19 protein-coding genes are annotated in these 21,954 nt (G+C 35.5%); 3 read left to right on the top strand and 16 right to left on the bottom strand.

The window, feature by feature from the left end:
• Window positions 1–98 precede the first annotated feature (98 nt).
• The 6 genes from B1B04_RS09590 to B1B04_RS09565 all read right to left on the bottom strand — a co-directional run bounded on the left by B1B04_RS09590 (window position 99) and on the right by B1B04_RS09565 (window position 9,080).
• The gene (locus B1B04_RS09590; RefSeq protein WP_079561255.1) at window positions 99–1,784 is read right to left on the bottom strand and encodes a hypothetical protein; all 1,686 of its coding nucleotides are present in this window, start codon (window positions 1,782–1,784) and stop codon (window positions 99–101) included.
• A 374-nt stretch (window positions 1,785–2,158) separates the two neighbouring features.
• A complete protein-coding gene (locus B1B04_RS09585) occupies window positions 2,159–3,601 on the bottom strand; it encodes a spore germination protein (RefSeq protein ID WP_079561254.1) in 1,443 nt (480 codons plus the stop codon).
• 111 nt (window positions 3,602–3,712) lie between these two features.
• A complete protein-coding gene (locus tag B1B04_RS09580; protein WP_176166745.1) occupies window positions 3,713–4,027 on the bottom strand; it encodes a hypothetical protein in 315 nt (104 codons plus the stop codon).
• 643 nt (window positions 4,028–4,670) lie between these two features.
• Window positions 4,671–5,939 carry an MFS transporter gene (locus tag B1B04_RS09575; protein WP_079561253.1) on the bottom strand — a complete coding sequence of 423 codons (1,269 nt, stop codon included), beginning with the start codon at window positions 5,937–5,939 and terminating at the stop codon, window positions 4,671–4,673.
• A 327-nt stretch (window positions 5,940–6,266) separates the two neighbouring features.
• Complete coding sequence (locus B1B04_RS09570) at window positions 6,267–7,454, bottom strand: MFS transporter (RefSeq protein WP_079561252.1); 1,188 nt, start codon at window positions 7,452–7,454, stop codon at window positions 6,267–6,269.
• 678 nt (window positions 7,455–8,132) lie between these two features.
• Window positions 8,133–9,080 carry a bile acid:sodium symporter family protein gene (locus tag B1B04_RS09565; RefSeq protein WP_079561251.1) on the bottom strand — a complete coding sequence of 316 codons (948 nt, stop codon included), beginning with the start codon at window positions 9,078–9,080 and terminating at the stop codon, window positions 8,133–8,135.
• Between the two features lie 147 nt (window positions 9,081–9,227).
• Here B1B04_RS09565 and B1B04_RS09560 point away from each other — a divergent pair, with 147 nt between their 5' ends.
• On the top strand, window positions 9,228–10,253 hold the full coding sequence (locus B1B04_RS09560) for an S-layer homology domain-containing protein (RefSeq protein WP_079561250.1): 1,026 nt from the start codon (window positions 9,228–9,230) through the stop codon (window positions 10,251–10,253).
• A 199-nt stretch (window positions 10,254–10,452) separates the two neighbouring features.
• Here B1B04_RS09560 and B1B04_RS09555 read toward each other — a convergent pair whose 3' ends face one another.
• A complete protein-coding gene (locus tag B1B04_RS09555; RefSeq protein ID WP_079561249.1) occupies window positions 10,453–11,343 on the bottom strand; it encodes a LysR family transcriptional regulator in 891 nt (296 codons plus the stop codon).
• A 113-nt stretch (window positions 11,344–11,456) separates the two neighbouring features.
• On the opposite strand from B1B04_RS09555, the gene B1B04_RS09550 reads away from it, so the two are divergent.
• A complete protein-coding gene (locus B1B04_RS09550) occupies window positions 11,457–12,014 on the top strand; it encodes a flavodoxin family protein (protein WP_079561248.1) in 558 nt (185 codons plus the stop codon).
• Between the two features lie 252 nt (window positions 12,015–12,266).
• Here the strand turns inward: B1B04_RS09550 and B1B04_RS09545 are convergent, their stop codons facing one another.
• Window positions 12,267–12,689: a pyridoxamine 5'-phosphate oxidase family protein gene (locus B1B04_RS09545; RefSeq protein WP_079561247.1), complete on the bottom strand. Its 423-nt coding sequence runs from the start codon at window positions 12,687–12,689 to the stop codon at window positions 12,267–12,269.
• A 160-nt stretch (window positions 12,690–12,849) separates the two neighbouring features.
• On the opposite strand from B1B04_RS09545, the gene B1B04_RS09540 reads away from it, so the two are divergent.
• Window positions 12,850–13,476 carry a YczE/YyaS/YitT family protein gene (locus B1B04_RS09540; RefSeq protein ID WP_079561367.1) on the top strand — a complete coding sequence of 209 codons (627 nt, stop codon included), beginning with the start codon at window positions 12,850–12,852 and terminating at the stop codon, window positions 13,474–13,476.
• A 154-nt stretch (window positions 13,477–13,630) separates the two neighbouring features.
• Here B1B04_RS09540 and B1B04_RS09535 read toward each other — a convergent pair whose 3' ends face one another.
• From B1B04_RS09535 to nrdF, 8 genes are all read right to left on the bottom strand, one after another.
• Window positions 13,631–14,266 (bottom strand): 50S ribosomal protein L25/general stress protein Ctc, encoded by a 636-nt coding sequence (locus B1B04_RS09535; protein ID WP_079561246.1) that lies wholly within the window; start codon window positions 14,264–14,266, stop codon window positions 13,631–13,633.
• Between the two features lie 239 nt (window positions 14,267–14,505).
• Entirely contained in the window at window positions 14,506–15,798 is a 1,293-nt protein-coding gene (locus B1B04_RS09530; protein WP_079561245.1) for an opine metallophore biosynthesis dehydrogenase, read from the bottom strand.
• 24 nt (window positions 15,799–15,822) lie between these two features.
• Window positions 15,823–16,614: a nicotianamine synthase family protein gene (locus tag B1B04_RS09525; protein ID WP_240518257.1), complete on the bottom strand. Its 792-nt coding sequence runs from the start codon at window positions 16,612–16,614 to the stop codon at window positions 15,823–15,825.
• A 596-nt stretch (window positions 16,615–17,210) separates the two neighbouring features.
• Window positions 17,211–17,912: a YjjG family noncanonical pyrimidine nucleotidase gene (locus B1B04_RS09520; RefSeq protein WP_079561244.1), complete on the bottom strand. Its 702-nt coding sequence runs from the start codon at window positions 17,910–17,912 to the stop codon at window positions 17,211–17,213.
• A gap of 476 nt (window positions 17,913–18,388) precedes the next feature.
• Window positions 18,389–19,348, bottom strand: a complete 960-nt coding sequence (thyA, locus tag B1B04_RS09515; protein WP_079561243.1) for a thymidylate synthase — start codon at window positions 19,346–19,348, stop codon at window positions 18,389–18,391.
• On the bottom strand, window positions 19,348–19,995 hold the full coding sequence (locus tag B1B04_RS09510) for a sigma-70 family RNA polymerase sigma factor (protein ID WP_079561242.1): 648 nt from the start codon (window positions 19,993–19,995) through the stop codon (window positions 19,348–19,350). The genes thyA and B1B04_RS09510 overlap by 1 nt, the downstream gene beginning before the upstream one ends.
• Window positions 19,996–20,042: 47 nt before the next feature.
• Window positions 20,043–20,771 (bottom strand): pyrophosphohydrolase domain-containing protein, encoded by a 729-nt coding sequence (locus B1B04_RS09505; protein ID WP_079561241.1) that lies wholly within the window; start codon window positions 20,769–20,771, stop codon window positions 20,043–20,045.
• A 153-nt stretch (window positions 20,772–20,924) separates the two neighbouring features.
• Window positions 20,925–21,935 (bottom strand): class 1b ribonucleoside-diphosphate reductase subunit beta, encoded by a 1,011-nt coding sequence (gene nrdF, locus B1B04_RS09500; RefSeq protein ID WP_079561240.1) that lies wholly within the window; start codon window positions 21,933–21,935, stop codon window positions 20,925–20,927.
• Window positions 21,936–21,954: the final 19 nt, after the last annotated feature.

Here is a 21,954-nt window from a genome sequence, read left to right as displayed (position 1 = left end):
ATCAGTAGTAACAAAAAGGCTTACCCCTTTTTTAACAAGAAGTAAACCTTTTTATTTACTTATTAAATAAACGACTCCACAAAAATTTTTTATTCTATTTATTTGGCATCGATTCTCAGATATCCGGTTAAACCTCCGTAAACAATATCACCATCTGGCAAAACCTGAATCAAGGAATAAGCTCCATTATATGCTTGACTGTCTCCTAAAATTAGACGCGTTTTAACCTTCCCCGTATCCCAGTCGAGTCCAGTAATCTCCCAAGCCCCATCAACATAACCATTGAAATAAGCTTGATTACTACCCGCACTTACCATAGGTACTACCGATGGAGAACTCACATTTGGATTCGCCCATGCTCTTTTCCACTCATGCGTCTTAAAATCCCACTCAAATTTTTCAACACCTTTTGGCCCTGGTCGTGTCACCCCAGAAACAACAACGTTTTCAAGCTTTGTCGGAAGTTTATCAGGAAGACTGTTATTGACTACAAAAGCACCATACCCCAATATAGCCACCGATTGCTCTGACTGTGCTTCTTTCAAATTATTTTGGCCGAAGTTCACTTTCATCTGTCCCGCAATACGACGAGACTTTGTTCCAGACTGCTGCTTAAAGTCTGTTGGAATTTCATCACGCCAAAAAGCAACAATGTTCATTACTTTGGAACCATCTGTGATGACGACAAGTTTATCTTTGTCATCCCCAAACCCCATAAGAGTCGGAGTAGATCCTGACCCTACATCAAGTTTTATACCACCTGCTGCTTCTCCCACTTCATACTCTGATTTCCAGGCCCCATCCTTTGGATTATCACTGAGCTTCTTACCATTCCAAACAAATTTGTGCATATATTTACTGGATACCACGTAAATACCGCCTTTTTCATCAAGAGAAAAGGAGTTTGAAATAGTTTCCCCTCTCAGCTTAATATACTGTACTTGCTCTTTGAAATAACGATCAATAACCCCAACTACACCGCCTCCTGTTACAAAGACCACTTTGCCGTCATAAGTAAGATTCAATCCTAACAATGCATCTGACAATCTCATGTTTGGATTTAATAACTCCTTTGGCAGTGTAAATTTCCGTTTTAATTCAATTTCCGAAAATGGATCATACGAATGTTTGTCTCCAAAAACCATAATGCTATCATTCACAACGGTATAAAAATTCCCTTCATAATCCATCATCGGATACACCCCAGCACGAACAGCAATATCTTCCGCGTATTTAGGGAAGTTCTTATTGATGTAAGCCAATAACTCGTTCTCACTTTCGAAACTATCTAGCTTATCCGTTACTGCATCAGCATCTTGGGGCGATAAATAAGACTGACCAGGAATTTTAAACTCGGAAATTAATTCAAATTGCTCATCATCAATCAGAACTTTGGCAATACGATTATTGTTTGCCAACCAAATAGTCTGTTCTCCTGTAGGATATACCGGACCACTTACATAGCAGATATTGATTAAACCTCCAGGAATGCGCTGAATCTTTTTTTTAGGAATTTTCTTAATTCCAGAAGGAGCTGGAACCACAGTTGAATCCGTTTGGGCAGGATCCCAATGAGAGAGCCCAGATAGTCCATCTACTAAGAAGGGATTCTTCGGAGGTCTATTCGGTATATTGATATGGCTTAATGAACTTGTTTCTCTTTCTTGATTCATGCTCTCAATACTTTCTTTCATAATAGGAACAGTATTTGTTTCCGCCTTGATAGGACATGCAATAGTAGACAATACCAATAGTATACTGATTAAGAAAAGAAATTGTTTCATTTACTTAATAACCTTAAACAGGTGATACAAGAATTTATTCTCCGATAGCGTAATAGTCTCTGCCGGAATTCGATATATCACACCACCGGTATCCAAAACTACAGTTCGAAAAACTTTCAGTTGCATTGTGTTGTGAAAATTCATTTAGTAATCCAACTTTCTCTATACGTGTTTTAATTATATTTACTACATCTTTAAGAATTTACAATCGTTCATTTCCATATACATCAAATTGGAACAACCAACCCCTTTTACAAAATGATTATCAACAGAAAATAATGTATGTTCCATATACCCGTACGAACGTTCTATTTCGAAAGTGGGAAAATCATAAAAAAAAGACTGCTCATTTTTCCAGCTCCTAATTTTCCCATCTAGCACTTTTCATGTGTTCGTGTTTTATCTTGCGGTTTTAAAAATTTTGGACGTTGACTATATCCTTTTTGAGATTGACGCACCAAGGATGTTTTTATATCAGCCCAAACCAAATCTGCGAAAATAGTTAAGTAGGGAACACCGTATACCCGTACGTTTGCTAAATAAAGAAAAATGAAGAACATTGATATAAAAAAACCGAACAAGCCAAAAATAGCAGATCCAAATATAATTAAAAACCTTAAAATACCTGCCCCTGCTATAAAGGATTGATTAACTAATGTAAAACCTGCAATGCTTGAAATAGCAAAAACTATAAGCATTGGAGCAGATGTTAATCCAACTTTAACCGCTGCATTACCAATTATTAATCCTCCTACAATACTTAGTGTCCCCACGATAATAGATGGAAGACGAAGATTTGCTTCATAAAACAATTCAAACATTAATAGCATTAGAAACATTTCTAGAGCGACTGGCAATACATTTCCTGTTCTCGATTCTACTAACGACGCTAATAAATATACAGGTATTTGCTCTTGATGAAATGTCGATATAGCAATCCAAAATCCCGGTAAAAATATACTAATAAAAATACCTACTAAACGCATTAATCGTTCTACAGAATTTACAATAATGGGATACTCATAATCCTCACTTGTTTTAAAAAGTAATGTTATGTTAATTGGTACAATTATGGCATACGATACTCCATCAACCAATATAATAACTCGTCCTCTCATTAAAGCTTGCAATGCATAATCAGGACGACCTGTATAATCATGTTTAGGTATAATTTTTGTTCCTTTTCCCATTTCCCCCATCAGTACATCACCACTAAACACAATATCTGTGTCTATTTGTTTTAGCTCTTTCTTAATTACATTCACTATTTCTTTATTTGTTATATCGTGCATATAAAGCAACGATACTTTTGTTTTAGAACGCCTTCCAATTTCAAAATTCTCTACACTAAATGAATTGGTGGGTAATCTTTTACGTATTAGAGCGATGTTGATTAAAATATCTTCAATAAAATTGTCTCTCGGTCCTTTTAAAACTGATTCCATTAGGGTTTCTTCTGGATTTCGATTTGGTTTTTTTGAAATATTACTTGAGAAAAGTATGTTTTCTTCTTCGAAATACAACAGTACATTCCCTGTATAAACCAGCGTAATAGCATCGGATTTTTTTTTTACTTTTTGCAATTTAGGTATATGCAAATCGTTCATTATTTTTATTTCTAATAATTCTGTAGATAAACCAGATAATAAGGATTGAACTCTAGTAACAACAACACCATTTAATAACTGTTCGTCAATCATTGAATCACATGTGATAAAATGTACTTTATGTTGAAAAAAGTTATATGTTTGAAAAATCACATCAGCGGAAAATTTAAATAGTTCTTTCAACGATTTTAAATTCTTTATTTGTTCCATTGAATATCTTTTCCCCTACTTAAGGTCAATTTGAGGAATTGTTTTAATGTCAAAAAAGCTTTTTCCACCAGATTCCTCTAATTCATAGCAATTGTTTTTTTGAATACATTATTATTTCGAAGAATTACTCGATGAAGAGTTAATGGCTGTATTTTGTAATGATTGATTCATTTGTTGTGAAGATTCGTTTACTTGTTGTTGAGGTTGCTTCGATTGTTGTGAAGATTGGTTCATTTGTTGTAAAGGCTGAAACTTTTGCTGCGATGATTGTGCCATTTGTTGCATTGGCTGCATCATTTGTTGAGTATTCTGTAGATTTAATTTGTTCGAAATATTTTTTGTGAACTGTTGAAGAGTACCCTTTTGAAATCCTCTAGCTACACTCAAAATAACAGCACCAATTACACCCCATTTAAGATATCTCACTTATAGAAACCTCCTTCCTTATTTTTAAAACAAATTTAGTATTGGAAATTAGGTTAATATTATACTGAACATTTTTTTATTATTATCATTTTGGTACTTTTACCAATTGAGGCAAAGTACTAAAACATATCCCTACATAAAAAAAGTTGCTCCATGTATTCAAAATGTGTCAATTATATTTCCTTCATCTACGCCTCAAGTTATTATTGCAAAACGCTATCCCTATTACAAATTAGCATTCCTACAAATTTTTTCTGTAGCTTCTGAACACGCTGCGGTCTTTTAAATGTACTTTTGTATCCAAAACTGAATATTTAATCATTGTCAATGCTTACAATTTTATAACGACTAATTAGATTTAAAAATTATCAAGGAATGAACATATGAACAAATAACTAATGAATTACTCGAAGCGGGATATAAAATCGAGGTAATTATTGCAGCCTTTAATGAGGTAATTAAGACATCTAATTAAACAGAAGCAGTTAAAACAAATAGCTAATTACATAGTTATTTGTTTTTATTAAGAGGAAAAGGTTCTTTTGATTTACATTACGGAGTACCGTATGCCAACAAAAGAACCTTAAATTAAGTTGTTTTTTTAATAGAGTTTTATAATAATTTTTGTATCATCTAATTTATCTCAAGCTCTTCTTGACCAAATTACAATGGGGATAAGTACTAACGATAAAAGCCCCCCTGCTAAAGATAATACCGCATAACTTGCATTAGCCACTACCATGCCTGAGAGAGCACCACCAGAAGCTCCTGCTAATGCAACTAAAACATCGATTTTCCCTTGCGTTTTTGCACGTGTCGAAGGCTCTGTCGAATCTACTATTTGTGCAGTACCACTTATTAAGCCAAAGTTCCACCCTAACCCAAGTAAAGATAGAGCAATGATTAATAGAAGCATAGAATCGCTTGGTGCGAACGCCGCCAATAAGCCAGCAAATAACAGCGTCACTCCGGAAGCAATACTCATGGCAGTCCGCCCGATTTTATCAACAAGAATACCTGTTACGAGCGATGGAAGATACATAGAACCTACATGAAACCCTATAACAAGTCCAACCTCCGATAAACCATGGCCATGATGTTTCATATGTACGGGTGTCATTGTCATAATAGCAACCATTACAATTTGCGTAAGTACCATCACCGTTGCACCGACTGTAAGACCTCTTTTATTGTGAGCTTTTTTATTTAAGGATTCTGACTTATTTCCATGCTCATTTTCTTGTTTGTGCGCTTCAAGCAGTTTCGCTATTTCTAATGGATCCGGACGCAACATAATAAAAAGGACCAGACCTGCTAGGATATATGCTGTTGCTGATAAGATAAATGGACCCGCAAGAGCCGGCACACCAATAGAAACTGCAAATTCACCCATAATATTTACTAAATTTGGCCCTGCCACAGCTCCGAATGTTGTCATCACCATTGTTGTGCTAATAGCAGTTGCTCGTTGTTTATTATTGGCTAAATCTGTCCCTGCATAGCGGGCTTGTAAATTTGTTGCAGTTCCTGCGCCATAGATTAGTAGAGAAGCGAATAATAAAATGACACTATTTATCATGGCAGCAATCACTACACCAATTGCACCGAGTCCTCCGACAATAAAACCTGTCGATAACCCTGTACGACGCCCATAACGTTGAGATAGTTTCCCTACAATTAAAGCTGTCCCCGCCGAACCTAAAGTTAATAAAGCGGAAGGTACCCCTGCATAAGCATCCGTTCCTAACATTTGTTGAGCTAAAAGAGCCCCTACTGTAATACCTGCTGCAAGCCCTGCCCCACCAAAAACTTGTGAGAGACTAACAACGAATAACACTCGCCTATATAAGCTCTTTAGCTTATCGGGTGATTCTATATAAGTCTCTATCGGGTCTTGTGTTTTTCCAAACATCTTTCAATACCTTCTTTCTACTTATCTTAATGATTAAAACATAACCATTTTGTCAGCCCATTCGACAACTTCAACAAAATCATTCATTGCAGAGATTGGACAAGTAGATGTTTTATCAAGAGATCGCAATACTATTTAGAATTCTAATATAAATATCATCTATTACTTTTTCCTTCAACAAACCTGTCCTCGTTAGTCATAAAAGTAAGAAAGCAGAAGTACCGTCCATAGACCGCATCCTAAATATTACTATGTAAAATGTATATAAAACTTAATAAGAAGATAGAACTGTCAAAGTAGAATACAGATTTGACAGTTCCTTTTTAATTAATGCGCCTGCATCACAACATTCTTTTTCTTTGAATATAGTAAAAAAGTGATCGTTAAACTTAAGCTGATTATACCAAAAACTAGTCCCAATCCACTTAAACCAACTAAATCTAGCATCATACCTGTTGACAATAAGACGACCTGAAAGATGACAGAATCAATCATATTACGGAATGAGAAAAATCGGCCATGAAAATCTTTTGGCACTTGCTTTTGAAAAATCACCATGGTTGTTGGGAAAAAACAGCCTACTGAAAAACCAAAAACGCCAAAAGCTACTAATGCAAAAAACTTGATATCCGATAATAGTAGCATGAGTTCCATCGAACCGATGATAAATGCTAAAGTAAAGAGGAGTGTCCCAATTTTTACCCGTTCCGTAATCAATTTTAAACCAGCTGCACCAAGCATGAAACCAATGCCCTCAACTGTATACAATAATCCAGATATTGTCGTTGAATGATGAATCTCAGAAATTTTCATAATAACTAAATTAAAGGAACCTAAAAATAATGTTGGAATTAACATTAAAACAAGTGTCATTAAAACAATTGGGTGCTCCTTCACCATCGGTAACACTTCTTTAAAGCCTCCCTTTTCCTTAGTTGATAATGAGTGATCAGCCATCTCGTCTAATTGTAGGAAGCTCGTAATAACAAACATCAGAATATAGACAATAAATGAAATGATGTACAACCATTTCAAGTCAAAGAAACTTAACATGAATCCTGCTGCAGCCGTACCAATAATCCTTGAAATCGTTCGGGCATTCATTTGCCAAGCATTAAGTGTGATTAAGTCCTTATCCTTAACAATCATTGGAATAATAGATTGTAGAGCAGGCATATAAAAGGCTGCCGCTATTTGCAGCGTAATTAAAAAAAGAATCATCCATACAACCGAATTTGTAAAAAGTGCCATAAACATAAATAAAACACTTATAATTCGTCCTACACTTGCCCACTGTATAACTGTTTTTTTCTGCGAATTGTCAATAATACGTCCTGCCAACGGACCTACTATTAAGCCCGCCAATATACCGCAAGAAATAATTAATGATTTGTGAAAATCAGAGGGAACGACCTCTTGCATAAAAGCTAGATTGCCTATAATCCCAGCCCATAAGCCAAGACCAACGACAAATTCGCCCAATAAAATAATCCATACATTCCGATAATGCCACATGCCGTATCTCCTTGTTGTTTCATTTATTAATTACTACATAGTAACAAAATTACAAATAATCGTACATAGTCGTTTTTCAAAAGTAAGAACTATGCAGAAGATTAGAGGCAAATGCAAAAAAACATCGTTTGATTCCAGTATCAAACGATGTTTAACTTTTTTGAATAAAGCTGGCGGTAACTCATATTCAATTTATAGTGATTTTCTAATAAGGCGCCGCCAGCCTATCCAGAAAATAATAATCAACATACCCGCTCCGACAGACTCGGTCAGTTTCCAAAAAAGTATAAGAATCAGCAAAATAATTAACGGAAGAATCGTTAGTTTCAAATCATCCAATTCTTTCATTCGCGCACTCTTCTTTCTTATGAGACATAATTAGCATTCATAATACTTTCGCATGCACAACTGATATTTACTTTCAATTTATTATTATTGTAAAATTTTAAAATAGAATATCTCCCCCATCCTACATAACGATGGATACTGCTTATCTTCATCATATTCTGAAGGTGGCGTATTGGAAACCTCATATTTCGCTATTTTCATTTGATGATCTTACATCACATTTTTGTGCCTCTCCTTCTTTTGGAACAATTAATGTGGCGTCTTAATAACAATCGATAGCGTAAGTCTTAAAAAATTTATTTACCTTCCACAAAAGAATTGCTAAGATATTTAGCCTTTCGCAACTTTCAACTGATACTGCTCAACTATTCGGCTAAAGAACGAGGCTAGAACTTGCTGAAATAGCATGCCAAACACTACTGGCATAACCGTTTTTGTAGGAAAGTATGTCGTCGCTATCACTACTCCTACAGCAATATTGCGCATCCCTCCAGTAAAAACGAACATTGTAATAATACTTATATCCTTCCAAAGAATATGACCGAGTACTAAACAGAGCGCATACCCTGATATAGCTAGAACAAATACGACTAAAATAACACCGACAAGCCCCCAACTAAAGTGTGTAATATACGGAGCGATTGCGCTACTATTAATCATCACAATGGTAAATAAGCTTAGTTTTGAAAAAGGGGCTAATTTCTTTCCTAGTGTCACCGCAATATTGCCTTTAGTCAACTCGTTCAACGCTACACCTATAAGTGAAGGTACAACAATCATCCAAAGTAAATCTAACATTAGACCTGCAGTATCAATTTCGATTGTTTGCCCCACAACAATATGTAGTAAAGCAGGAATAACTACGGGGGATATAAGTGTGTCGATTAAAATAATTGCAAGACACAATGGAAGATGTCCTCCACAAATACTTACCCAAATAAAACTCGTTACTCCAGTTGGCACAGCGACTGCTAAGACAAAGCCAATCGTTAGTAAATGATCATGAAAGATAACGGTTGATACAAAATAGGCCCACATCGGCATCATCAGATGTAAAAATACAAGGGCTATTACTATAACCTTTGAATATTTCCGAAGATTTTTTATCCCTTCAAAACTCATATTTAAACTACCTGCAAACGTCATAAATGCAAAAAGCCATGGCACTAAAAATAAAAGCTGATGCCCTACATTCCCCAACAATACACCCATCACTAAACTTAGTGGCGTTAAAATAGGCATCCATTTTTGGAGATATTTATTGAAACTATTCAACATCTCTGTTTATTCCTTCTTTCCTAAATGAATCGCTTATAGGATTGCTCTATCTCATCCTTTCTACTTAAAATAAACTAGAAAAATTTGCAGTTTTTATCCATATCCTTCAAACTATTAATAGTACGAAAGAAAGGATGACAGAGACAAATGAAAAAAATAGTGTTCGCTTTATTGCTTCCCATACTGGTTGTGGCAAGTGGATACACTGTGCAAGCTGCTGGTTTTAAAGATGTACCAGAAGATCACTATGCGTATGAAGCCATCCTGTGGGCAGAGGAATATGATATCGTTAATGGCTATGCAGACGGTACATTTAAGCCCAATGCAACAATCACGGAGCAACAATTTGCAAAACTACTTGCTAATTTTTACGAGCTCGAATCACCTTATGATGAGCTAAAAAAACAACCCCCTCTAGCAAACTGGTCTGATGAATTTTACAATCGACTTGCAAGCTATGGTGTTCCATTAAACGGATATTTCGATAACACTATTAGAGGAGCTAATGTGAAGCGCGGTGTTGTGGCACAGGCTATTACACATTTAGCAAATGGTAAAAGTGGATTAGATCAATCAATACAGTTTTTACTCGATTATTACATTTCCACTGGTCAAAACTTACAGTATGAAAACCGTAACTTGCAGAAGTTTTTTGGCGTGACAAACAATATGACGCGAGCTCAAGTCGTTACAATGCTCCACCGTATGGATGAAAGAAATTTTTATGAGATTTCAGAAGACGCACAAAAAATTCACGAAAATGTAAGTAATACTTCATTAAATACACGAGCGAAAAATGGCCAAAATCAGCTTGATAAAACAATGCAGCTGACAGCACCTTCTAATAGTGCTTGGAATGGTACCTATTCGTATTACTATAAATGGGGTACAGGCTCCACTGATTTTAATCGCCGTGATGCCTACATTTCAAACGCAACAAGCAAAAATTTTACTATTTTCATTACTGCGAATGATGGGACAGCTGCAGGGAGTGTCGATGGTACAGCGACGATTACTTCTAACACGAAGGCCGTGATGAATAAATCTTCAAACGGCAATCGATGTGTATTAGAATTTGAACGTCTTAATAATGCGCTTAAAATTACCGAGGTAGATTGTCGCAAAGAGCATGATGAAGGAACGAACTTTTCTGGGACTTTGAAGAAACAATAAATTTATCATAGGTCGAACTGTAAGGACCTTTATAAATCACAATAATACTCTTCAATTGTGAAAAGAACTAAAAAGTGCGAAATGAATTAAAAAATTCATTCGCATTTTTTTGATACAGCTGTGTACTTTAAAAGATTGCTTAGTCAGTAAACAAAAAGAATCCATTTTGAAAAAAGGTCCGGGTAAAAAATATATGCCCTTAAAACTTCTTATACATTTTCATAGCAATCTCTATAAAATCAGCGAGATACGGAGATATATGCTTATCCTTATGCCAAGCGATATCCGTAAAAATGTCTGCTAATTTCGTTGCTGTAATCAGTTCTTGTAAACGTTGGTTTTTTAGCTCCTTCTCGACCACCATTTTAGGTAAGAATGTAATACCTAAGCCTGCCATCACACATTGCTTAATGGCTTCAATACTTGCAAATTCAATCATTTGTATTGGTAGCGAACCTTCCTGCTGCAGCTGTAATTCCAATTGATTACGGTAGGAGCAACCGCTCTCTGTCAGAAGCATCGTTTCATTTGAAAGTTGCTGTAAAGAAAATACTGCTCTCTCCTCGTTGCTATCAGTAGGTGCACTTACAAAAACTAATTGCTCTTGAATAAGTCGCTCACGATGTAACATAGGTGTTTCCTTATATGCATCCGTAATAAATGCTATATCTAGATTGCCTGACTGTAATAAATCTTTGGCTATTTCGGTTGTATGCACAGGTTTAAAAATGATTTTGACTTGTGGATGGGATTTCTGAAATTGTTGTAAAACACTTGGCAGACGGTATACACATTGGCTTTCCTGTGCACCAATTTTTAATACCGCTTGTGTTTGTTCATTTAATACAGCTTTTTTCATCTCCATATTTAAATCTAGCATTTTTTGGGCATACTGTTGTAATCGCTCACCCTCCTCTGTAAGGCTAATGCGTTTTCCAAGCCGCTCAAAAAGGACTACACCAAGCTCTTCTTCAAGCGATTTAATTTGTGCTGTAATACTCGATTGAGCATAGTCTAGTAGCTGTGCTGTTTGCGTAAAACTTAACGTTTCTGAAGCTGTTAAAAACGTTTGCAGCTGTTTAATATCCATCTTCCCCACCCCTAAATCGTTTTTTTCGATACATTTCATCGAAACATTCAGCTTTATCGATAATAAAGTTAAGTTTACACTAGTTATAACCTGAAGGACAGAGGAGGATTTTCATGAACATTACCGCATTTATTGGTAGCTCTAGAGCCGATAGTAATAGTGAACAACTAGCTAATTATGTATTAGAGGGCTTACATCATAAAAAAATAGATCTAAAAAATTTAACGGTCGAGCCTATTCACGATTTGCGCCACGATGACAACGGCTTTCAGTTTGTAGATGATGATTATGATCAAATTATACAAGCGTTTTTAACAAGTGATGTTGTTATTTTTGCCACACCGATCTATTGGTACAGCATGTCAGGAATAATGAAGAACATGGTGGATCGACTGAGTCATGCTATTCGAGATGAGCGTTTTCCACAGCTAAAAGAAAAACTACAAACTACCGAGGCCATTGTTCTTGCTGTCGGTGGTGATGCCCCATATATAAAGGGTCTACCAATGATCCAGCAATTCCAGTATATTTTTGACTTCTTAAAGATGCCGTTCTCCTCGTACATTATTGGAGAGGCAAACAAGCCTGGTGAGATACGTCACGATGAACAAGCACTGACGCAGGCTTCTATTTTAAATAAGCAGTTAAAAGCACGTATATATCCCATTTAAAAAACCGCCTGAAAGCAGCTATGCTTTTAGGTCGGTTCATTATGTTGAAACAAAATGATCGAGGAAATTTTTTGAGAATTATTGCATCCTTTTAAATGTCCCCTTCGGCAAAACGAGTGGTTGATTTCACTTACGCCTAAGTGCTTTCCTGGGGGGCAGCCACCCATCCCACCTTTTTTTTAACTAATAATAACAAAAAAAGTAATGTGTACAGAATCAATGATCATGCGGCAATCAAAAAACGACCACTGCTTAATGGTCGTTTGTAAATTCAAGCTCTTTAGGTGGATCGCCTTTTTTATTCATCAAGCGCATACGAATCGGCTCGATTTTTAGTGTAATCATTTCATCTTGATTACCAACGAAAATGCTTGTAAAAAGTTCGGCTAACTTATTTTTTATTCCTTCCTCTAGAATCTCTGTTAGCTTCCCTTCAATTTCAACGTACGTGTCACCAAAGCCTCCATTTTCGTATCCATATAATATATGTGTATATGGGTTTTTGCGAAGCTCCTCCATTTTTTCAGAATGTTTATTCGTAACTGTGTATAATACAAAATCTTCATGTTGGAATGTCATATAGCGTGAGTACGGTTTGCCGTTCTCGACGGTCGCCATCGTTCCTATTTTTTCACGGTTTAAAACTTCTAGTATTTCTTCTCGCACAGAGGTCATGTCATCTCATCCTTTCTTATCCCTACTATTTTGTCCTGATTTATCTTACCTAATCATATTTTTTTGAAAAATACGAATTGACAATATTCGATTCATTTTAAAATCTATTGTTATAATAATTTGTTGTACAACATGAATTTTTAGAATGAGGGTTATAATGATGAAGCAAGCATTTTTCACACGGTGTCTGTTCTTCTTAACGGGTATTTTGCTTTTATCCTTAGGTATAACATTGACAATTAAAGGTCAGATTTTCGGTGTTGGTTCATGGGATGTATTACATATTGGACTTGCTAAAACAATGGGATTAACTATTGGTACTTGGTCCATTCTCATCGGACTAGCCATAATAGCGTTTGATATAGTAATTACAAAGAAATTTCCACTGCCGGGTACGTTTATAGATATGTTTTTAGCAGGAATTTTTATTGATATTTTTAACTATTTGATTCCTGATATAGATGGTTTTTGGATGCAACTTCTTTCATATGTATGTGGCTTACTATTACTTGGCTGGGGTTGCGGTATGTATATGGTGGCAAATTTAGGGATTGGTCCTCGTGATTCATTAATGCTTCTTATGGTTCATAAGCTTGGTTGGAGTGTCACACGCTCTCGAACAACTATGGAAGTAAGTGTCGCTTTAATCGGCTTTTTACTAGGTGGTCCTATCGGCGTTGGTACTGTGCTAATGGCTTTCGGACTCGGACCGATTGTACAGTTTGCTTTAACGTATAATGAAAAATTATTTATGAGATGGACTGGCGTGAAAAGCGCTGTAGTATAGGCTTACAAGACAATGCACTTTTGCATTGTCTTTTTTTATTCGGTTGCAATATACAGTTCAACTATATATAATCGAACAAATCTTTACAGCAGTTTATGCAATAAACAGCAAGGAACCACTTACCGTACGTGTAAGATGGCTCCTTTTTTTGTTGCTATTCTTCTGATGCAGATGGATTTTTCCCAGTAGCCTCGATTACTTCAGGGGTCCCATCCACTATGTCGTCATCCTGTACATTTTCAGCGGCAGGAGGTGTAATCGTCACTAATGTATAGTCATCTTCCTGTAAAATTTCAAAAGAGAACTTTTCGCGAATACCTCCTACATAAAGTGATGTCCCGATTGCTACATCAGTCACATCCACCTCTATTGTTTCAGGAATTTCTGACGGATTTACTTTTATACGAACTTCACGATTAGGCTGTAATAGGAATCCACCATCTGCAACTCCAATAGCATGACCCGTAACCGTTACTGGAATATCAACCTCTAGTTCTTCGGACATATTGATGGACTTAAAATCTACATGCTTTACATTGCCCCTTAACGCACAGCGTTGTACTTCTGTTAATACTGCGTTGACCCGTTGACCGTCTACATCTAATTGGAAGACATTTTTATTGCCAAATTGAGCTAACATTTTTGCAAATTGTCTGGCATCCAGTGATACCGCTGTGGATTCCATTTGGTAGCCATAAACAACGCCCGGAATAGCACCGTTCTGTCTAAGTTGAGTTAATGATGAATGACGCCCTTTATCGCGTTTATTTACAGTTAAAACAGTATTCATCGTCTTTTCCCCTTTCATGGAAACTGGTCTCATAAAAGGTTTTGCCCGTTCTAATGATTTTTATACCTTTAGAATCTACTGTTCAATAAATATCTGTGGGTTGGTAAACACCTACTCCATTCAAAAACAAAACATTCCCCTGTAAAATGACACTAAAATGAAACGTAACATATGTCCTTCATTCGTATACCATCCCCTAAACATTAGGTTGCCACCGAAATGTCCACCATCACCGGTTTTTATATTAATTCTTTACAAATCATATTAATATCTTTTGAAAAAGTTTTTATTTGAAACGCTTCTGAAAAGGACATTTTCTCAGATGATGATGCTACTACTTGCCGGAGCTTTTGTTCATACGTAAATATAAATTGATCAATCGTTGGAGATTTAATTTTTAAAGCTCTAGCTACCCCTTGAATAATTTTAAGGCGATAGTAATCCTCTTTTGGCATTCTTGGGATATCCCATATACCTTCATGATTCAAAAATATCCTTTTTATAGGCACAGCTGAAAAATCAAAGTATCTTCCCTCTTGATCTGGTTTAGAAAATGGATCAATCAATAACGATGCATAACGTATATACAACAGATACTCCTGATGTATAGACTCCAGTTTTTCAAAATCTTCGATATCTTGTCGTGCTATACTTAACGGTTGTAATGAATAATTATCATCTACCATAAATTTCAAAAGGTTTAGAGGTTGAATATTCACATGCGTTACTATTTTCATCATTTCTTTCCAATGATTCAGCAAATGGCGAATCATTGTGTACGTAATAGGTCCCTCAGGGTAAAGCTTATAAACATACTTTATAGTCCCTTGCTCTTCAAATATTGCCTTTAATGAAAAATCATTCATACACAGTGCTGGATGTACGTATAAAGAAATATTTCTTGTTTCTGCTTCTAATGGTGATGCTAAAACTTTCACATGAATTCCTAGCTGACAAAATAACTCGCTTAGTTTATCCATATGTTCCGATTTTGATTGATTCGATCCAATATAAACCGTTTTCTTTATCCCCGTTGTTAACACTTCATTCGATGGCACACCGTTTAACCATCTAGTATCACCATAATATGTAGAAAAACTAATCACCTCAACACAGGAGGATATCTGTTTTAAATAGTTAGAAATTAATTGATTCGAGCAAAATGTAGGAGAAATCAATATAATACACTTGGCTTGCTTCAAAACTTGGATATCAATTTGTGATAATACAGCTATATAGGCATCTGTAGTCACGCTGAGAACAATGGTATCCCAATCTCCTGATATTGTATTATACCCTTTAAAAAGACAATCAATCACACATTCTCCAGCTGCAGACTGATGCTGTTTATTTTGTATATGTGCTTTAAGTGTAAGTTGTTGTTTGATTGTTTTTTCAAAGAACATATTTGAACGTGAAGATTTTCGACCAGCAATCCCCACCTTGCTATTGAAATGATTTCTAAAATTCACAGCTAGTTGAACAGATGTTGGCCCTGTCCCTAATAATAAAACCTTTTTGAAAAATGTCATATGATTCTCCTTATAATTTAGTATTTATACTTTTTGATATAAAGCGATATCAAATACACCTTGAGAGACTGCAATTTTCTCGACTATACGCCATTTTGTTGCATCCACTGTTTCCATTGGGTAATTAAAAAGAGACTTTAATCCATTCCCATAACGCATCGCAATCATCACGTCCTTATTTGTTAAATCATGTAATTGTTCTAATATGTCATATTTACAGTTGACTGTTGAGCTAAAAATAATATGACTAATCTGTTGAATGGATTGGAGTTCATCCACTGATTTATTTTCAATCTGAATTGTATGATTTCCAAGTTTAGTAGCCACTTGTCTCCCCAACAGAATAGCTTCATCGTCAATATCAATACCCAAAACATCTGCTCCTGTACGTGTAGCAATCGATAATAATGTTATTGGAAACGGACCTGACCCAACTACTAACACCTTCGATTTATTGGTAATAGGAAAGCCACTATGTTCTTTTTCAATGCAGCCTTCTATATTGCGAAAATAATCCGTCATCTCTTCGGTTTCATGTAAGTATTTCAAAGCCCAATGTTTTTCCATTATTTTCACACAATCAGCGGACATTTTTCTTAACTTCTCGATTAATAGTGAGATTTCATAAGTTTGTTTTAAATTATGCCATTGATTTTCATTCTCACTGTTAGTTATAAAGGAAGAATAATCATCAATCACTTCCTCTAGCTCTGAATAATAACCTACCATTTGATCTTGATTATGCTTGTCAATTAAAAACTCAAGCATACTAGCAAAGTAATGTAATTTCATTAATAGGGTTTCTGAATCTTTCACTATTGTCACTCCCCATGCTTGTAGATTATGAACTATTCCTCTCCCGCAACTGCACTTTTTATATGAGATAAATAAACCGATAGATTTTGTTCTTATGCTTCTAACTAGCATGTTCACTGTACTATGACTTATCTAGGTAGCAATAAAAAAAATTATATGTGGTACCTCTTTTGTATAATACGTAATACTAAAAAAATTCATGCTAATAGCGCCAAATTCATTCACTGAAAAAAACAACAAAAAAAGTCGAGAGACATCATGTCCTCGACTTTTACTGACTACTATTAAATCCTACGTGCAACATCTAATGTCACCACTAGCATTTTATCTGTAATAAATTTGTCTTGTCGTTTGGGGCACCCTTAAAGATAGCATTTGAATCAAATGTAGATGGCGTTTTCCTGTTTATAATTCCTAAAGAATGTAAAACACCAACATAACTGTTATTGGCATCAATGTCTTTGGCTGAATGCACGAACTACTACTGGATTCAACTCCCAAAAGTATAATACTTTTCAAGATTTGTTCAATCAAAAAACTACACCTCAACTGTTCAGACTTACGAACAGTTGAAGCGTAGTTCAGACATGTACTTATCAAATTGTTACTTTATTATCTAATAATATGTGTAAATCATGAAGTTTTTTAATTTCAAAATGTGGTTGAATATCACTTGTATTTTCAATATCACGTATATTAAACCAGCAAGTATCAATTCCTGCTTGTAATCCGCCTTTTACATCAGATGTTAAGGAATCACCAATAATCAAGGTTTTGTCCTTATTTATAAGTTCGATACGATCAAAAACGTAATCGAAAAAAGCTGGCATTGGTTTTTGATAGCCTGTTTGCTCTGAAATAAAAATGTCTTTAAAAAATTGTGCTAAATTTGCATCCTCTAGACGTTTATTTTGAGTCATTGTTTTACCATTTGAAACGACATATAAATCATAGTTATCGGCGAGCTGTTCGATTACTTCGTAGGCACCATCTACAAAATGATGTGCCTCCTTCAAATATTTTTGAAAGACCGCTTCAAAGTACTCCCCATCTACATCTAAGCCGAATTCCTTTAATGCAATCGAAAATCGAGTGTTATGTAATGTATTTTTAGACACCTCACCACGTTCAAAAGCACGCCACATAAATTCATTAATCTCTTTATAACGCGCAATCATCGTTGGAGTTGCTGCAATATTTTCCTGTTTAAATAAACGGTCAAGTGCTGCATTTTCAGCCAAATCAAAATCTAATAACGTGTCATCCACGTCAAACAATAATGTTTCATACTTAGTCATGTCTTTTCCTACTTTCTTTGGTGCTGTATTACCATATCATTCCTACTATCATAACGCTTTTTTAGAAAAATAACAGTAAATTTACCCACCTATTAATTTTACAGAATTTTGCAAAGTATCACACAAGTAAAGCTATGAAAAATGTTTAAACTTTTTCCCAAAAAGAAAAAACCTAGAATATCTAGGTCTTTGGCATATTTCTTTGGTGGTTTAAAAAGCTTTACACACACGAAACGCTTAATGTTAGGCCACCTAATTCAACATCTTTAGAATCTTCACGTGTATTTAAGTACCAGCTTCATCTACATAAAGCTTGATGTCTTTTTCAAATGACCTCATTATCTCCATTAAGAACTTTTTGCTCAAAATCGAAGTCTATTCTTTCAAAACCTATCACTTCAAATTTTGGTTCAGTTTCTTTGGTTATTGTTTGTTTCTCTCCTTTTAACTCGCCAAATTCATATTACTTTTTCCTTTTATATAGCAATTTCGTAAGAGAATGTACCATTATGTTTGTAATCTTGAACCTTAATATCATTCACTGTGAAGTCATAGAAGCTTTTTACTTCAGGGTTAATCCAAATTGTAGGAGGCTCATGCAACTCTCCCTTAATCTGCTTCTCGATAGTCTCTAAGTGTCTGTCATAGATATGTGCGTTATCAATGTTGATACACAACTCACCAACTTCATGACCTGTCACCTGTGCGATTAATCGGTGCAAAATTGAGTATTGATAGATGTTATAAGGGTTACCTAATGCCATATCATTAGAACGGATATTTACAGTAAGTGCCAACTTTCCATCAAACAGTTGCCAATGTGTTTCATACACACATGGTTGTAAAGCCATTTCTTGTAAGTCTTCTACACACCACAGAGTAGTCTTAATTCTACGTGAGTGAGGGTTCTTTTTAAGTATGTACAATAAGTAATCCACTTGATTTAAGTCAACATACTCTATGTATTCCTCACAGTAAGCCACAGCGTTCTCAAATTCTTCATCCGAAAGAACTTCATCAGGCTTCTCAGATAACTCTCCATTTCGAACCATCTCTAGGAATGTTCTGTCAGCTATAATTCGCTGGTATTTGTTGCGAAGTTGCCAACCGTAAGCATTTCCGACTGTTCCATCTTTAAGCTCCCATTCATCCCAAACGTGACAGCCCATTTGCTGTAGGTCAAAGACTTTGTTAGACATTTTCTGCCAAATCCAAAATAGTTCTTTGATTGGGTCTTTCAATGGCACTCGTTTTGTTGTTAACACAATAGCATCTATACTATTGTCAAATTTCATCTGTACATTGATAATCGCTTTTGTAGGTGCTTTCTCTCCATCTTCATAGACAGTTCGCACATGCTCAGGACTATCCATAATACCATTATCTAGAATTTGTTGAATAATTGTGTTGTATTGCTTATCTGCTGTTTGGTACATTAATAATCTCTATTCTTCAAAAATTTCCTCAAGCGATTTTTAACTCGAATAGCTTTCTGAGTTTTTAATCGTTGACTGATTGCGTTAGGGTGCTTGTCAAAATGTTTGGCAATCTCCCTCATTGTTTTCTCTTTTGTTCTAGCAATAAGAATATATAACAATTCATCATCTATATCTTTATCTGCTTTTAAGAACTCAATAACCTGCTGCTGAAACAAGTTACCTTCTGCAGTTTCGCTAGTATTTTCATTTGCTTCTATGGTGTTGAGGAAAATTACCGCTTCTTCCTCATTGCCATTCATATTAAGTGGTGTATCTACACTCATAACATTAGCTAAATCATATGATTGAGTATTAACTGTGCGTAGAGATTCTTTCTTTGCATTGGTAGAAATAGACCATGATATACAGTTGATTGCATACGTTCGAAATGAACTCTTTCTAATAGGCTCAAAAGTTCTGATTGCATTTAGTAACCCTATGTTCCCAAGTTGCACTAAATCATCTAGATCAAGCATATGAGCTTTACAAAAGTATTGATTATTAGGAAACTTTCTTCTAACTGTAGTAATAACTAGTCTTCGATTTAACAGAAAAACCTCTTCTTCTGTTAGGCCTTCCCACTCTGTATTAGAGAAATTTTGCATATCGTTTACCTCTTAGAGAAATTGCAGGGTACCCCCCTGCTAATACATTAAGCTTGAGCTTGACGTAAAACTTCTTCTTTCAATTTTTGTTCAGGTGGGAAGAACTCAGGTGATTTAAGAACTTTCCCATCCTCGCGATATTTAGGGTGCTTTTTACCATTTTCGTCAGTAAACAACTTGCTCATGTTAGAAGCATGGACAATTTCGAATAGTTGTTGTGGTAGTACACCTAATTCCACAAACGAGCCTTTAAGGAAGTAGTCTGAGTCTATTAGAGCGTCTGCCATTGCGACAATACGCTCAGTATTATCTTGGATGAAATTAGTTGCTAGTGACTTCTTGTATGCTTCACCTAGCCCTTCGAGGAAAGCATAATAAAGTTTAGCGAACTGTTCTTTGTCTTTTGAGCAAGCGTGTAGGAACTCAACTAATTCCTCACCTACCCAAATTGTACGTTTTAAACCTCTTTCTGCTCCAATTGCTGTTGGCTTCTCAGCTACAGGGTGATTAAAAGCACTTTGGAACTCTTTTACGAGTGTAAAATGGCGATTTTTGTCAAACTCTTTACGAGGATGTTTCTCCAACACGATTAAGTCGTACAGCTTGGATTCAACAAGCTCTGTTGTACGTTGTTGAAGCTCTTTATTTGTATCAACAATGACTTCAATTTTTGCTGTTTTATTTTGGAAGTTGATATAAGATACTCGCCCTTCAAATTTTTGCTTACGGTCAAAGACAATATCTTTAACCTGTGGTTTTACAAATTGCTTCTGCATAGATTATTCTGTATCTCCTTTGATGAGTTGTTTTATTTTATCTTGAAGCTTTTTGTTGGCTTCGAGCTCTGCATTAGTGTTATCAGCGTTTTGATTGAACGCCAATAATATTTTTCTATTTAATATCATTATATTATTTTTTGATAGCGCCAATTAAATATTGTACCCTTTAAAGTTGAATGTTTCGTCAGTGATAGGTGCAACATTAGCCATTGTATAACTATTGCCCTTTTGTGAGAAGAAATCATGTGTCACTGAATCAGTACGAATACCGTTCAAAACAATTGGGTCTACTTCTTCGTCAGGGAACATAGTATCTAAGCCTAAGTTCATTAGAGCTTTGTTTGCGTTGTAGCGCACATAAGCCTTAACCTTACCACCTACCCCTGTTTCAGCGTACACATCATCTGTGTACTTTAACTCATTGATATAAAGGTCTGCTAAAAGCTCATAGCCCCAAATCTTTAATTCATCCTGAGTTGCTTTATCAAACGTCTTAAACATTTCCTGAGCTTCGTAACCTACTGCAACCCCATGAATTGATTCATCACGGACGATTAATGAGATAACCTCAGCACTATTTTTAAGTATCCCATGTCCCCCTAAGTAAAGTGGATAGAAGAACCCTGAGTAAAACAGGAATGATTCTAACATCACAGAAGAAAAATGCGCTTTCCATAGTGAAACATCATCATCTTCTTTAATAGCTGAGTAAATTGCTTCAATCTTACTCGCTTTATATTGAAGATATGGATTGGTCTTAACCCATTCGAATACTTCATCAATCTGAGAGTTCGTTGCAAGTGTTGTAAAGATATAGCTGTATGATTTAGCATGAATTGCTTCAAACGCCCCAAACAAAGAGTACAATGCTTTCTGCTGTAGTTTCTTAACAAAGCGTGAAAGCTCATTCATACCTACGTTAGTTTGAATTGTATCTAGTAAAGTAAGCCCTGCTAAAACTCGCATATAGGTTACTTGAAACTCAAATTGCTTCCAACCTAAAAGATCTTTAGATACAGCTACTTCCTCAGGCAACCAAAACTGCTTGACCTGTTGTTTCCAAAAGACCTCATGTAAGCCTAATTGTTTATTCCAATTGACAGCTTCAAAGACTTTTTCAAATCTTTTTTGTATATACGCTCTTTCTGATAATACTTCCATTTATCTATAACACCTTCTT

This window comes from Lysinibacillus sp. KCTC 33748, from assembly GCF_002237755.1.
GTDB lineage: Bacteria > Bacillota > Bacilli > Bacillales_A > Planococcaceae > Lysinibacillus.
The sequence above is the reverse complement of the archived record's forward strand: the minus strand, read 5'-3'. Positions and strand labels throughout refer to the sequence as shown.